Below are 13,572 nucleotides of genomic sequence, written 5' to 3'. Positions count from 1 at the left end.
CCGCTACACCTCGATGAGCCTGCCGTACCACATCGGCAACGGCTGGTTCGGCGGCTTCCTGCCGGCGACCGCGTTGGCGATCGTGGCGCAGACCGGCAACATGTACAACGGCCTGTGGTACCCGATCATCGTGGCGATGATGACCTTCGTCATCGGCATGCTGTTCATCAAGGAAACCAAGGACGTGGACATCTACGCCAAGGACTGATGGCCCGCCGGCCGGCGGCCTCGAACGAGGCCCCGGCCTGCAATGTCAGCCCCCCGCTTTGCAAGCTGGCGGTGGAGGGATAACAGACACGGGCACCGCAGGTGCCCTTGGACACCGGCACCAAGAGGTGCCTTGCCACAGCAACGAAGGGCGGCCCCGCAGGGCCGCCCTTTTTGCTTCCGGGCGCCGGGGCCGTCCGCCTGGTGTCAGCCAGTGCTTCTATCGTCCCGCATCGATTCAAGACCCCGACCCAAGGACAAGACCATGTGGAAGATCATCGTTGCCTTCGTGCTGTTCGCCGCCCTGGCGCTGTACATGTTGTCCAAAGGTGGTGACGTGGACATCAGCGGCGAGAAGCACAACGTCGACGCGCCCCCGGCCGCCGCATCGGAAGCGGCCCAGGCGGCCACCGGTGCCGCCAGCGCGGCGATGGCGCCGGCCTCCGCCGCGTCGAACTGACACCTTGCTCCGCGGGGCTGCGCCCCCGCCCCCGCCCCCACGGCCAGCGCCGATCAGCCCGTGAGGGCCAGCGCCTGCACCACGGCCTCGGCGATCGCCAGCGAGGCCGTCAACCCTGGTGATTCGATGCCGAACAGGTTCACCAGCCCCGGCACGCCGTGCACCGCCGGGCCGTCGATGCGAAAGTCGGCCGCCGGCTCGCCCGGGCCGCTGATCTTGGGCCGCACGCCGGCATAACCCGGCTGCAGCGCACCGTCGGGCAGGCCGGGCCAGTAGCGCCTCACCTCGGCGTCGAAGCCCGCGCCGTCGGCCGGGTCGACGCGGTAGTCGAACACCGCGCCCTGCGGCGGCGCAAGCCAGCGAAAGCTCGGCCCGAAGCGGGCCTGTCCACCCAGGTCCAGCGTCAGGTGCACGCCGAGGTGGCTGCTCTCACCCGGCACCGGGTAGACCAGGTGCGAGAACGGCGCCCGGCCGCCGAGCGTGAAGTAGGCGCCCAGCGCGTAGTGCGGCGTCGGCACATGGCGCGGGTCGAGCCCGTCGATCGACCGCGCCACCTGGCAGGCCTGCAGGCCTGCGGCGTTGACGACCGTGCGCGCCCGCCAGCGGCTGGGGCTGTCGCCGCCGACCTCCAGCAGCACGCCGCCATCCACCACCTGCCCGCGCAGCAGCGGCGACTTCAGCGCCAACATCGCGCCGGCGCGTTCGGCGTCGCCCAGCAGCGCCAGCATCAGTCCATGGCTGTCGACGATGCCGGTCGACTGGGACAGCAGCGCCGCGCGGCAGGCCAGAGCCGGCTCCAGCGCCTGCGCCTGGGCGGCCGTGAGCCGCTGCAGGTCGTGCACGCCGTTCGCCTGGGCCTGGGCCAGCACTTGGTCGAGCCGTGGCAGCTCGTCGTCGCTGCAGGCCACCACCAGCTTGCCGCAGCGCCGGTGTGCCACGCCGTGGCTGGCGCAGTAGTCGTAGAGCAGCTGCTTGCCGCGCACGCACAGCCGTGCGCGCAGCGAGCCGGTGGGGTAGTACAGGCCGGCATGGATGACCTCGCTGTTGCGTGCGCTGGTGGCGGTGCCGAAGGCCTCTTCGGCCTCGACCACCACGACCTCGCGGCCGGCCTCGGCCAGGGCCCGCGCGCAGGCCAGGCCGACCACGCCGGCGCCGATGACCACCACGTCGATGCTGTCCATGCGGCGATTGTGCGGCCCGCGTCGCCAGGTTGCGCCTGCCGTGTTCGCCCCCCGATTCGGCCCCGCCTGCCCCCGGCTCGCCCCGCCGCAGCGGCGGCGCAGTGGGCCCTGCGGCATCATGCGCGGCGATGACCGCCGCGCCCGAACTCGACGCCGACTTCTTCGAAACCCGCATGGGCGCAGCCACCCGGCGCCGCGTCGTCGTCAGCCTCGGCCTGGCCTGGGTGGTGTTCTGGGTGCTGATGGCGTGGGTGGCTGCGCAAGACCACCTGCGCAACGGCGGCGCCGAGCCGTGGCGGCCGATCGTCAACGAGTGCACCTCGATGCTGACCGCCACCGCGCTGCTGGCGCTGCAGTGGTGGCGCGCGCGCCGGCTCGACCGCTGGCTGGCGCAGCCGTGGCAATGGTTTGCGCGCCTGCTGGTCTGGCTGCCGCTGGCGGGGCCGTTGTTCGTGGTGCTGAACTTCGGCCTGCGGGCGCTGGTGTTCGGCCTGGCCAGCCAGCCCTACGAGCACGACCCGTGGGGCGAGGCGATGGTCTACGAGCTGCCCAAGCTGGTGATCTACTTCGGGCTGTTCTCGGGCGTGCAGTTCGGCGCGCGTTCGTACCGCGCCTGGCATGTCGAGCGGCTGCGCGCCGAGCGCTTGAGCGGGCTGACGCAGCAGGCGCAGCTGACCCAGCTGACGCAGCAGCTGCAGCCGCACTTCCTGTTCAACGCGCTGAACACGATCTCGGCGCTGATCCACAGCGACCCCGACCGTGCCGATGCCTTGCTCGGCCGCCTGGCCTCGCTGCTGCGCGCCGCCACCGACGCGGCGCAACGCCCGCAGCAGTCGCTGGCCGACGAGCTGGCGCTGGTGCGCGGCTACGCCGAGATCATGCTGGAGCGTTTCGGCGACCGCGCCCGGATCGACTGGCAGGTCGACGACGCGGCGCTGGCCTGCCGCGTGCCGACGCTGGCGCTGCAGGTGCTGCTCGAAAACGCCTTCAAGCACGCGGTGGAAAAGCGCCGCGCACCGACGGCCATCACCGTCAGCGCCCGGGCCGCCGCTGGCCAGTTGCGACTGGCGGTGCAAGACGATGGCGGCGTGCTCGCCAGCGAGCCGGTGTTCGGCGTCGGCCTGGGCAACCTGCGCCAGCGCCTGGCCGGCCTGCATGGTGAGGCTGCCGGGGTTGCGCTCGGCGCCGTGGCTGGCGGCGATGGTGGTGATGGTGGCGGTGGTGTGCGCGCGGAGATGTGGTTGCCATGCGGCTGCTGATCGTCGACGACGAAGCGCCGGCGCGTGCCCGCCTGCGGCGCCTGCTCGCCGGCATCGACGGGGCCGAGGTGGTCGGCGAGGCCGCCGACGGTGAGCAGGCACTGGAGATGGCCGAACGCCTGCAACCCGACGCGCTGCTGCTCGATGTGCAGATGCCCGAGCTCGACGGCCTGGCGGTGGCCGCGTCGCTGCCCGACGACGGCCCGGCGGTCATCTTCGTCACCGCCTTCGACGCCTTCGCGTTGCAGGCCTTCGATGCGCAGGCGCTCGACTACCTGCTGAAGCCGGTCGCGCCCGAGCGGCTGGCGCGCGCGCTGGCCCGGGTGCCGCAACGCGGCCGCGTGCGGGTCGCGCCGCTGCCGGTGGCGCAGCTGCTGGTGCCCACGCGCACCGGCACGCAGGTGCTGCGCGTGGCCGACATCCACTGGCTCGAAGCCGCCGACAACTACGTCACGCTGCATGCGCTGGGCCGCGAATGGCTGCTGCGGCGCACGCTGGCCGGCCTGCTGGCCGACCTGGGTGACGGCTTCATCCGCGTGCACCGCAGCGCCGCCGTGGCCCTGGCGCAGGTGGCCGAGGTGCGGCCGAACGACAAGGGCGACGCGCTGCTGCGCCTGCGCGACGGCAGCGAGCTGGCCTGCAGCCGCGCGCACCGCGCGGCCCTGATGCAGCGGCTGGGCCAGGCCGGCGGCTGAGGCGACGAGGCCGCACCGGATGCTCAAACCGTTGACACTTGCCACCACCGATCATCGAACGGCTCTGGGCAGAAGAAGCAGGCCTCCCTGCTCGTGTCGACCGATCGCTACCGCGTCCACTGCATATCAGCGACGATGCTCGCAATGACACTGTTCTGCCTGCAGTAAAACTGCAGCAGCAGGTGCGGCTTTCTGAAGGTGTGGGTCACGCCAGTCGTCACGAACCATTCCTTCAGATTTTCTTTGCCGCCATAGATCCATCCATTGGCAGACAACGCCGGTTGTGCAGCCTCCTCGTCGAAGCCGGAGAGCTTGCAGGTCCAGACGCGTTGGGCGTTTGACGTGAAGCGGCATGAATCACCGTCAACGGCGATGTTCGCTGCATTCGTCGCCGTCTTCAGTTCAAGAAGCAGCGCCTCTCGTTCACCTCCAACGGCGACGCCATGAACCGCCAGCATCAATGCGAAGATTTTGGCCAACCGAGACATGGCCGCATTCTGCTTCAGGCCTTATGGACTCGACGTCTGGACAGGAAGACAGCCAACCACCTTGGCGGCTCGCTCCCGTTTCGCCCCGACCCGCCCGCAGTTCGCCCCAATGCGCTGGCTGACAGGCGGCTGCTTGTCTAGGCTGCTGCCCATGACACAAGCCGCCCACTCTGGCGCCCCGACCGAGCGCCTGTACTTCCTCGACTGGCTGCGCGCCGCCGCCTTCGGCCTGCTGATCCTGTACCACGTGGGCATGTACTACGTGAGCTGGGACTGGCATATCAAGAGCCCGCATGCGAGTGACGCGATCGAGCCGCTGATGATGCTCAGCTCGCCCTGGCGGCTGGCGCTGCTGTTCCTGATCTCGGGCGCGGCCACCGCGATGATGTTGCGGGCCAAGCCGGGCCAGGCGCCGCGCGCGTTCGTGCGCGAGCGTTCGAAGCGCCTGCTGCTGCCGCTGCTGCTGGGCATGTTCGTCGTGGTGCCGCCGCAGGCCTACCTGGAGGTGGTGTCGAAGCTGGCCTACCCAGGCAGTTACCTGGACTTCATGCAGCTGTACCTGAAGGCCTACCACGGCTTCTGCCGCGGTGACGATTGCCTCGACCTGCCGACCTGGAACCACCTGTGGTTCGTGGCCTACCTGTGGGTCTACAGCCTGCTGATGTGGGCGCTGCTGAAGGCCTGGCCTCGCGCGCTGGACACGATGGCGGCGCTGGCCGAGCGGCACCTGAAGAACGCCTGGGGCCTGTGGCTGGCGCCGGTGGCGCTGCTGGCGCTGTGGCGCGTGCTGCTGGTCGGGCGCTTCCCGCAGACGCATGCGCTGGTCGACGACTTCTACAACCACGCGCTGTACCTGACGGTGTTCTTGGCCGGCGCAGTGCTGGCGCGCTGGGGCGGCGGCTGGGCGCTGTTCGCACGCTGGCGCTGGGTCATGCTGGGCCTGGCCCTGCTGTTGTGGGCGGCGATCGCCAGCTACTTCGGCCACTACAGCGACGCGCTGGAGCCGCCCGACTGGCTGCGCCAGCTGCAGCGCCTGGGGTATGCCGCGCTGCAGTGGTCGGCGATCGTTGCCGCGCTGGGTTTTGCCGTGCGGCACTGGAACCATGACCACCGCTGGCGGTCGACCGTGGCCGAAGCGGTGTTCCCGGTCTACCTGCTGCACCAGACCGTGATCATCCTGCTCGCCTGGGCGCTGCGGCCCTGGGGTCTGGCGCCGGTGGTGGAGGCGCCGCTGCTGATCGCCGGCACGGCGCTGGTCTGCGTGGCGGGCTACCTCGTGGCCGCGCGCCTGGGGCCGCTGCGCCCCTGGTTCGGCCTGGCGACGCGGGCCACGCGGCCGGCGGCTGTCACGGGGGTGGCCACGGCTTGACGCATACTGGCCCGATCGGCGCGCGCCGGGTGCGCGTGCCATCGTCTGTTGTGTGCGTCGCATGTCCCAAGCCCCTGCTGAAACCCGCATTCCCGTCGACACGATCCGCGGCAGCCGCCGCGTTCGCCACCAGCTGAAAGGCCGCCAAGCCGACGATGCCGCGCGCGGCGCCGTGCGCGCCCTGGTCGGCCCCGGCCCGCATGCCCGCGAGCAACTGATCGAGCACCTGCACCGGCTCAACGACGCGCAAGGCGCGCTGTTCGAAGGCATGCTGGTCGCGCTGGCGGCCGAGATGCGGCTGTCGATGGCCGAGGTGGTCGAGGTCGCAAGCTTCTATCACCACTTCGAGATCCTGCCCGACGGGGCCGAGGCACCGGCGGTGACGCTGCGCTTGTGCGACGGTCTGGCCTGTTCGATGGCCGGTGCCGCGGGGTTGATGCAGTCGCTCGTCGGCACGCTCGATGCATCGGTGCGGCTGACCCACGCGCCTTGCGTGGGCCGCTGCGAGCAGGCGCCGGTGGCGGTGCTGGGCCAGCGCCCATTGCCGCATGCGAGCGAGCCCGCGCTGCGGCGCGCACTGGCGGCCGGCGAACACGGGCACCCGCTGCCGGCCAGCAGCCATGCGCGCTTCGAGCCGGCCGAGCTGGCGCTGGGCGAGGTGACCAACGACGGCGACACGATCGCGCCGGCCTGCGTCGGCTACGCGGCCTACCGCGCGGCCGGGGGCTACCAGCTGGCGGCCGAGGTCGTCAACAGCGAGCGGCCGGCCGACGAGGTGCTCGCCGCGCTGGAGCACTCGGGGCTGCGCGGCCTGGGCGGCGCCGGCTTCCCGGCCGGGCGCAAGTGGCGCATCGTGCGCAGCTTCGACGCACCACGCTGGATGGCCGTCAACATCGACGAAGGTGAGCCGGGCACGTTCAAGGACCGGACCTACCTCGAGCGCGACCCGCACCGTTTTCTCGAAGGGGTGCTGATCGCGGCGCAGGTGGTCGGCACCGAAGCGGTGGTGCTGTACCTGCGCGACGAATACGCCGGCTGCCGCGCGCTGCTGGCGCGTGAGCTGGCGCTGTTGCAGGCCGAGCCGCCGTGCCCCCTGCCGCGCATCGAGCTGCGGCGCGGCGCCGGTGCCTACATCTGCGGCGAAGAGTCCGCGATGATCGAAAGCATCGAGGGCAAGCGCGGCGAGCCGCGGCTGCGCCCGCCGTACATCGCCGAGAAGGGCCTGTTCGGCCGGCCGACGCTGGAACACAACTTCGAGACGCTGTACTGGGTGCGCGACATCGTCGAGCGTGGCCCGGCCTGGTTCACCGCTTTCGGCCGTCACAGGCGCCAAGGCTTGCGCTCGTTCAGCGTCAGCGGCCGGGTCAAGCGCCCGGGCGTCAAGCTGGCGCCGGCCGGCATCACGCTGCGCGAGCTGGTCGACGAATACTGCGGCGGCATGGCCGAGGGCCACACGCTGTATGCCTACCTGCCAGGCGGGGCCTCGGGCGGCATCCTGCCGGCGTCGCTGGCCGATGTGCCGCTGGATTTCGACACCCTGCAACCGCACGGCTGCTTCATCGGCTCGGCCGCGGTGATCGTGCTGAGCCAGCACGACTCGGCGCGCGACGCCGCACTGAACGCGATGCGCTTCTTCGCCGACGAGAGCTGTGGCCAGTGCACGCCGTGCCGTGTCGGCACCGAGAAGGCGGCGCAGCTGATGCAAGCCGCCGCGTGGGACCACGCCACGCTCGACGACCTGTCGGCGGTGATGGTCGACGCGTCGATCTGCGGGCTGGGCCAGGCGGCGCCGAATGTCGTTCGCTGTGTGCAGCGCTACTTTGCCGACGAGGTGCAGGGATGAGCGCCGTGAACTTCACGTTGAACGGCCAGCCTTGCGAAGCGCGCGAGGGCGAGACGATCCTGAAGGCGGCCGAACGCGCCGGGGTCGCCATCCCGCGGCTTTGCTACACCGACGGCCTGCGCGCCGACGGCAACTGCCGCGCCTGCGTGGTCGAGGTGCAGGGTGAGCGCACGCTGGCGCCGTCGTGCTGCCGCGCGGTGGCGCCCGGCATGGTGGTCGACTCTCGCAGCGAGCGTGCGCTGAAAAGCCAGCAGATGGTGCTGGAGCTGCTGCTGGCCGACCTGCCCGAGGCCGGCTACCAGTGGAACGACGGCGATGCGCAGCGCCCGCACGGCGAGCTGAGCCAGTGGGCCGACGCGCTGGGCGTGAGCGCCCGCCCGGCGCTCACCGCGCTGCGCCGCGCGCAGCCCGCGGCCGACCTGAGCCACCCGGCGATGGCGGTCAACCTCGACGCCTGCATCCAGTGCACCCGCTGCGTGCGGGCCTGCCGCGAGGCCCAGGTCAACGACGTGATCGGCATGCGCGGCCGCGGCGCCCACGTGCAGGTCGTGTTCGACCTGGGCGACCCGATGGGCGACAGCAGCTGCGTGGCCTGCGGCGAATGCGTGCAGGCCTGCCCCACCGGCGCGCTGAGCGCCAAGGCGCTGATCGGCGACCAGCGCGTCGACAAGCAGGTCGATTCGGTCTGCCCCTACTGCGGCGTGGGCTGCCTGCTGACCTACCAGATCAGAGACAACCGCATCGTTGCCGTGCAAGGCCGCGACGGCCCGGCCAACGCGGGCCGGCTGTGCGTGAAGGGCCGCTTCGGCTTCGACTACGTGAACCACGCGCAGCGCCTGACGACGCCGCTGATCCGCAAGCCGGGCGTGGCCAAGGACGCCGGCGCGCAACACCACCCCGGCCAACCGCCGCGCGACTGGCGCGAGGTGTTCCGTGAAGCGACGTGGGACGAGGCGTTGGACCTGGCCGCCGGTGGCTTGAAGCGCTTGCGCGACCAGCACGGCCCGGCGGCGCTGGCCGGCTTCGGCTCGGCCAAGGGCAGCAACGAAGAGGCCTATCTGTTCCAGAAGCTGGTGCGCACGGGGTTCGGCAGCAACAACGTCGACCACTGCACGCGGCTGTGCCACGCCAGCAGCGTGGCGGCACTGCTCGAGGGCGTGGGCTCGGGCGCGGTCAGCAACCCCGTCAACGACGTGCAGCACGCCGGGCTGATCTTCATCATCGGCGCCAACCCGGCGCAGAACCACCCGGTCGGCGCAACCTGGATGAAGAACGCAGCCCAGCGCGGCGCGAAGATCGTGCTGGCCGACCCGCGCCGCACCGACCTGGCCCGCCACGCCTGGCGCACGCTGCAGTTCAGGCCCGACACCGATGTGGCGTTGCTCAACGCGATGCTGCACACCATCATCGACGAGGGCCTGACCGACCCGGCCTTCATCGCCGAGCGCGTCAACCGCTTCGAAGAATTGAAGACCAGCGTCGCGGCCTTCTCGCCCGAGCTGATGGCGCCGATCTGCGGCATCCCGGCCGAGACGATCCGCGAGGTTGCGCGGGCCTACGCCACCAGCCCGGCTTCGATGATCCTGTGGGGCATGGGTGTCAGCCAGCACGTGCACGGCACTGACAACGCACGCTGCCTGATCGCACTGGCCAGCATCACCGGCCAGATCGGCAAGCCCGGCAGCGGGCTGCACCCGTTGCGCGGCCAGAACAACGTGCAGGGCGCGAGCGACGCGGGGCTGATCCCGATGATGTTTCCGAACTACCAGCGCGTCAGCAACCCCGAGGCGCACCGCTGGTTCGAACACTTCTGGGCCATGAAGCTCGATGACAAGCCGGGCCTGACGGTGGTCGAGATCCTGCACCACGCGCTGAGGGCGCAAGACGACCCGAAGAAGATCCGCGGCATGTACGTGATGGGCGAGAACCCGGCGATGAGCGACCCGGACCTGGCCCACGCGCGCGCGGGCCTGGCGAACCTCGACCACCTGGTGGTGCAAGACCTGTTCTTGACCGAGACCGCCTGGCTGGCCGACGTGGTGCTGCCGGCCAGTGCCTGGCCCGAGAAGACCGGCACCGTGACCAACACCGACCGCACGGTGCAGATGGGCCGCCGCGCGCTCGAGCTGCCGGGTGACGCGAAGCCGGACCTGTGGATCATCCAGCAGATCGCGACCCGCATGGGCCTGCCGTGGCGCTACGACGGCGCCGAGAGCGGTGTCGCCGCGGTCTACGAAGAGATGCGCCAGGCGATGCACGGCGTGATCCAGGGCGTCAGCTGGCAGCGGCTGGAGCGTGAGCACAGCGTGACCTACCCCTGCCTGAGCGAAGACGACCCCGGCCAGCCGATCGTCTTCCATGACCACTTCGCGACCGACGACGGCCGCGTGCACCTGGTGCCGACCCAGATCGTGCCGGCCAACGAGCGGCCCGATGCCGACTACCCCTTCGTGCTGATCACCGGCCGCCAGCTCGAACACTGGCACACCGGCAGCATGACGCGCCGCACCGAGGTGCTCGACGCGCTGGAACCGGCGCCGACCGCCAGCCTGCACGGGCAGGACCTGCAGCGCCTGGGCGTGGCCCCGGGCGACTGGCTGCAGGTGGCATCACGCCGCGGCAGCGTCAGGCTGCAGGCCCGGCGCGACGACGGCACGCCGATCGGCGCCGTCTTCATCCCCTTCGCATTCGCCGAGGCCGCCGCGAACCTCTTGACCAACCCCGCACTGGACCCGTTCGGCAAGATCCCGGAGTTCAAATACTGTGCCGTGGCTGTGGCGCCGATCGATGGCTGACTACCCTGGTGCGCGCGCCACGTCGCCGTCGTCAAGTGGCGTGCGCGGATCCGGCTCTGCCGGGCCGCTGCGCGAGCCCCCTCGGGGGGCAGGCCCCGGAGGGGCCGTGGGGGTTGCAGTTATCACCGGCGGTGGTGCGACGCAGGCCGAGCCTTCGATCAGCGGCAGCAGCGTGGGCAACAAGGCCTTCAGCAGTTGCGACGGCAGGGCGCTGGTGAACTTGTAGTTGGCCGCGTCGGGCTCGTGCACATAGGCCATCAGCGTGCCGAAGTAGCGGTCGCCGATCAGGAAGGCCAGCGTCGCCGAGCGGTTGACCACGCGTGACGAGACCAGCTGGCCGCCGGGGCCATAGACGTCGAAGCGGTGGTCGCCGGTGCCGGTCTTGCCGCCGATCGGCATCACGCGGCCATCGTGCAGCGTCAGCGCGCCCTTGAGCCGCCGCGCGGTGCCTTCTTCGACCACGCCGAACAGCGCGCGCCGCACCACGTCGGCCACCTCGGGCTGCATGACCTGTTCGCCGGCCGGCGGGCGGTAGGCCAGCTGGGTTTCGTAGGGCGTGGCGGCACCGAAACGCAGGTGGCCGATGCGCGTCTGCGGCAGTGCCACGCCCTGGTTGACGATGATGCCCATCAGCTCGGCCAGCGCGGCCGGGCGGTCGCCCGAGGCGCCGAGCGCGGTGGCGTACGACGGGGTCAGCGAGTCGAACGGGTAGCCCAGCCGCTTCCAGGCGCGGTGGATCTCGAAGAAGGCTTCTTGCTCCAGCTGGTTGCGGATGCGGTCGTCCTGCGCGCTCTTGTGGCGGGTCTTGAACAGCCAGCCGTAGGCCTCTTGCCGCTCGTCGATGCTGGCGTCCAAGGTCTGCTTCAGCGTCGCATCGGGCTGCTGGCGCAGGTGGCCGGCGACCCACAGCGCCAACGGGTGCACACGCGCCAGGTAGGCCCGGTCGGCGAGCGACCAGCGCTCGGTGCGGTACTTGTCGTGCAGCGACTGGGCGGAGGTTTCGGCGTCCGGCAGCCGGCGCGCCAGGAAGCGCGCCAGGGCCGCGGCATCGGCGCCCGGCTCCAGGCCGTAGAACAGGCTGGCCAGGCGAACCGGGGTCGGGCGAACCTCGTCCAGCAGCGCGTCTTCCACCTCTTCGGCGGTCTTGCCGGCGAACTGCCGGTAGAAGCGGGCGACGAAGCTGCGGCCCTCCTTGTCGGCAAAGCGCGCCAGGTAGGCCCGGCGGGCCGGGTCGTCGCGCTCGCCGTGCAGCGCAGCGTCCATGTCTTCGTTCTCGGCGATCACGTGGCGCACCACGTCGCGCATCAGGCGGATGAACACCAGGTTGACCGAGCGCGTGAAGGCTTCGCGCACCGTCAGCGTGCGGTTGTTGTCCTCGGGCTCGAAGTTCTCGAAGTGGTGCACACCGCCACCGGTGGTGAAGCCGGCCGCCGGGTTGGCCGAGTAGGTGCGCAGCATCGCCGCTTCGAGCATCGTCGGCAGGCTGCGGTCGTCGCTGCCTTGCAGGTGGTCGCGTGCCCAGCGGGCCAGGGCGTCGCGGTCGCTGACGTCGAGCGCCGCCAGCGCGGCGGTGTCGAGCCCGCTCCAGCGGGCGTGCAACTGGGCCACCTGCTCGAGGTAGGTGATCAGCGTGCGCAGCTTGGCGGTCGAGCCCAGGTCCAGCCGCGCGCCTTCGTTCAGGTCGAAAGGCTGGTCGAGGTTGTCGGTCTGCACGCGCAGCAGGTTGGCGCCGCCGCTGCGCTCGAACAGCGTGAAGCTGAAGACGATCTTGCTGGTGTCGTCGCCTTCGTTGAACAGGTGAAAGCCGAACAGCCCGGCCTCTTTCGCGGCCTCGGCGCGGCTCAGGCTGCGCAGCAGCGTGCCGGCTGCGCGCTGCGCTTCGCTGGCCAGGCTGCTGTCGGCTTCCAGGTCGAGGCGGTCCAGGTCGTAGGCGCGGGGCAGGCCCAGCAGCTGCTGCAGCTTGGTGCGCACCGCGGTGGCCGCCTTGCGCTCGACGAACGACACCGGCGGCTCCGCCGCGGGCCGCTGCAGCAGCTTCAGCGCCAGCGGCAAGGCCGCGTCGCGCAGCGCTGTGGGGATGACGCCGGCCTCGGCCAGCAGCCGCAGGTGGCTGTTGGTCAATTCGCGCAGCACGCCTTCTTCGTCTTTGCCGAGGTAATAAGACGGTCGCCGCTGCGCCACCATCAGCGACAGCGCCTGCTTGAACGCCAGCGCCTGCTGCGGCAGCAGCGCCTGCTTGAAGGCCAGGGCCTGGCGTGGCGCTTCGCCCGGCGCCACGTCGGCCACCGGGGTGGACAGCAGCCGGTTCACCTCGGCAAAGTCGCGCCCGTACCAAGCCCACAGGCCGTCGCCCAGGCCGTTCACCTCGCCGAAACCGGACTGGGCCGACAGCGGCACGGTGTTCAGGTAGTCGAGCACGATCTGGCGCCGCCGCGCGGTGGTGTCCTGCCCGTCGAGGTAGGCGCGCAGCGAGGCCGAGGCCATCTGGCGCAGCTTGTCGCGCGCGGTCTCGGTGCGGCCTTGCGGCGAGTGGCGGTATTTCTCGATCTGCGTGGCCAGCGTGCTGCCGCCGCCGGCACTGTGCGACTCGTCGATCCGGCGCACCATCTGGTCGAAGGCAGCCTTGCCCAGGCGGTCCCACTCGATCGCGGGGTTGCGCGTGGCGGGCGGGTCGAGCAGGTCGCGGTTCTCGATGTAGAGCAGGGCCCGCACCAGCAGCGGCGGCACGGCGTTGAAGCCGGCGTAGGCGCGCTCGGGGTAGCGCGCTTCGAACAGCGGCTCGCCGCGGCAGTCGCGCACGTTCAAGCCCGCCTGGGCCTTCTCGCGGTAGGGCGCGAACAGCCCCTCGTCGCGCAACGCCATCAGGGCCGGCGACATGCGCGCCTGGGCGGTGACGGTGAAGCCTTGTTTGTCGAGACGATCGATCAGCTGCGGCAGCTGGTGGTAGCCCAGGCGCTGGTCGTAGGGGCCGTTGCCCGCGAACCGGATCGCCGGGCTGGGGCCGGGCTGCAACTCGAAGCCGAGTCGGCGTGCCCGCTCGGCCAGCCAATCGGCCTGCTGGCGAGAGGTCTGGACCTCGTCGGCGACAAAGCCGGCCAGGCCGAGCGTGGCCAGGATCAGCAGCGCGGTGAAGACCCGCCGGGCCGATCGTTTCCATGGGGTGACGACCTTCGCGTTCGACAAGGAGCCAAGCCTTTCTCGAGCGAACATTTCGTCACCACATTACCCGCGGCGTGTGACTTCACCAAGGGCTTTCTACCGCTTCCAGGGCCAAT

At 70.8% G+C, this 13,572-nt stretch carries 9 protein-coding genes and 1 pseudogene; 7 read left to right on the top strand and 3 right to left on the bottom strand.

Features of this window, described 5'->3' with window-relative positions; genetic code table 11:
- A pseudogene (locus ACE3SG_RS18050) lies at nucleotides 1-208 on the top strand (MFS transporter); the annotation flags it as partial.
- Between the two features lie 264 nt (nucleotides 209-472).
- Nucleotides 473-667 carry a hypothetical protein gene (locus ACE3SG_RS18045; RefSeq protein WP_374567340.1) on the top strand — a complete coding sequence of 65 codons (195 nt, stop codon included), beginning with the start codon at nucleotides 473-475 and terminating at the stop codon, nucleotides 665-667.
- A 53-nt stretch (nucleotides 668-720) separates the two neighbouring features.
- On the opposite strand, the gene ACE3SG_RS18040 is transcribed toward ACE3SG_RS18045, so the two are convergent.
- Nucleotides 721-1,848, bottom strand: coding sequence for an NAD(P)/FAD-dependent oxidoreductase (locus ACE3SG_RS18040; RefSeq protein WP_374567338.1), 1,128 nt, complete (start codon nucleotides 1,846-1,848; stop codon nucleotides 721-723).
- A 128-nt stretch (nucleotides 1,849-1,976) separates the two neighbouring features.
- On the opposite strand from ACE3SG_RS18040, the gene ACE3SG_RS18035 reads away from it, so the two are divergent.
- Together ACE3SG_RS18035 and ACE3SG_RS18030 are read left to right on the top strand one after the other, a co-directional pair.
- Nucleotides 1,977-3,107 (top strand): sensor histidine kinase, encoded by a 1,131-nt coding sequence (locus ACE3SG_RS18035; RefSeq protein ID WP_374567336.1) that lies wholly within the window; start codon nucleotides 1,977-1,979, stop codon nucleotides 3,105-3,107.
- Complete coding sequence (locus ACE3SG_RS18030) at nucleotides 3,095-3,802, top strand: LytR/AlgR family response regulator transcription factor (RefSeq protein WP_374567334.1); 708 nt, start codon at nucleotides 3,095-3,097, stop codon at nucleotides 3,800-3,802. Before ACE3SG_RS18035 ends, ACE3SG_RS18030 begins: the two co-directional genes overlap by 13 nt.
- A gap of 107 nt (nucleotides 3,803-3,909) precedes the next feature.
- Here the strand turns inward: ACE3SG_RS18030 and ACE3SG_RS18025 are convergent, their stop codons facing one another.
- Nucleotides 3,910-4,290, bottom strand: a complete 381-nt coding sequence (locus ACE3SG_RS18025; protein WP_374567332.1) for a hypothetical protein — start codon at nucleotides 4,288-4,290, stop codon at nucleotides 3,910-3,912.
- Between the two features lie 151 nt (nucleotides 4,291-4,441).
- Here ACE3SG_RS18025 and ACE3SG_RS18020 point away from each other — a divergent pair, with 151 nt between their 5' ends.
- From ACE3SG_RS18020 to fdhF, 3 genes are all read left to right on the top strand, one after another.
- Nucleotides 4,442-5,659 carry an acyltransferase gene (locus tag ACE3SG_RS18020; protein WP_374567330.1) on the top strand — a complete coding sequence of 406 codons (1,218 nt, stop codon included), beginning with the start codon at nucleotides 4,442-4,444 and terminating at the stop codon, nucleotides 5,657-5,659.
- A gap of 61 nt (nucleotides 5,660-5,720) precedes the next feature.
- Nucleotides 5,721-7,502, top strand: coding sequence for an NADH-ubiquinone oxidoreductase-F iron-sulfur binding region domain-containing protein (locus ACE3SG_RS18015; protein ID WP_374567328.1), 1,782 nt, complete (start codon nucleotides 5,721-5,723; stop codon nucleotides 7,500-7,502).
- A complete protein-coding gene (fdhF, locus tag ACE3SG_RS18010; protein WP_374567326.1) occupies nucleotides 7,499-10,297 on the top strand; it encodes a formate dehydrogenase subunit alpha in 2,799 nt (932 codons plus the stop codon). Before ACE3SG_RS18015 ends, fdhF begins: the two co-directional genes overlap by 4 nt.
- Here fdhF and ACE3SG_RS18005 read toward each other — a convergent pair whose 3' ends face one another.
- Nucleotides 10,298-13,507 carry a transglycosylase domain-containing protein gene (locus tag ACE3SG_RS18005; protein WP_374567324.1) on the bottom strand — a complete coding sequence of 1,070 codons (3,210 nt, stop codon included), beginning with the start codon at nucleotides 13,505-13,507 and terminating at the stop codon, nucleotides 10,298-10,300.
- Between the last annotated feature and the right edge of the window lie 65 nt (nucleotides 13,508-13,572).

It is taken from the genome of Ideonella sp., assembly GCF_041914305.1.
Taxonomy (GTDB): Bacteria; Pseudomonadota; Gammaproteobacteria; order Burkholderiales; family Burkholderiaceae_C; genus Ideonella.
The sequence above is the reverse complement of the archived record's forward strand: the minus strand, read 5'-3'. Positions and strand labels throughout refer to the sequence as shown.

Bases quoted from the DNA above. Each gene is read 5' to 3' on its own strand.
- ACE3SG_RS18025 (WP_374567332.1), bottom strand. From the start codon at position 4,290: ATGTCTCGGTTGGCCAAAATCTTCGCATTGATGCTGGCGGTTCATGGC.
- ACE3SG_RS18040 (WP_374567338.1), bottom strand. From the start codon at position 1,848: ATGGACAGCATCGACGTGGTGGTCATCGGCGCCGGCGTGGTCGGCCTG.
- fdhF (WP_374567326.1), top strand. From the start codon at position 7,499: ATGAGCGCCGTGAACTTCACGTTGAACGGCCAGCCTTGCGAAGCGCGC.
- ACE3SG_RS18030 (WP_374567334.1), top strand. From the start codon at position 3,095: ATGCGGCTGCTGATCGTCGACGACGAAGCGCCGGCGCGTGCCCGCCTG.
- ACE3SG_RS18015 (WP_374567328.1), top strand. From the start codon at position 5,721: ATGTCCCAAGCCCCTGCTGAAACCCGCATTCCCGTCGACACGATCCGC.
- ACE3SG_RS18045 (WP_374567340.1), top strand. From the start codon at position 473: ATGTGGAAGATCATCGTTGCCTTCGTGCTGTTCGCCGCCCTGGCGCTG.
- ACE3SG_RS18035 (WP_374567336.1), top strand. From the start codon at position 1,977: ATGACCGCCGCGCCCGAACTCGACGCCGACTTCTTCGAAACCCGCATG.
- ACE3SG_RS18005 (WP_374567324.1), bottom strand. From the start codon at position 13,507: ATGTTCGCTCGAGAAAGGCTTGGCTCCTTGTCGAACGCGAAGGTCGTC.
- ACE3SG_RS18020 (WP_374567330.1), top strand. From the start codon at position 4,442: ATGACACAAGCCGCCCACTCTGGCGCCCCGACCGAGCGCCTGTACTTC.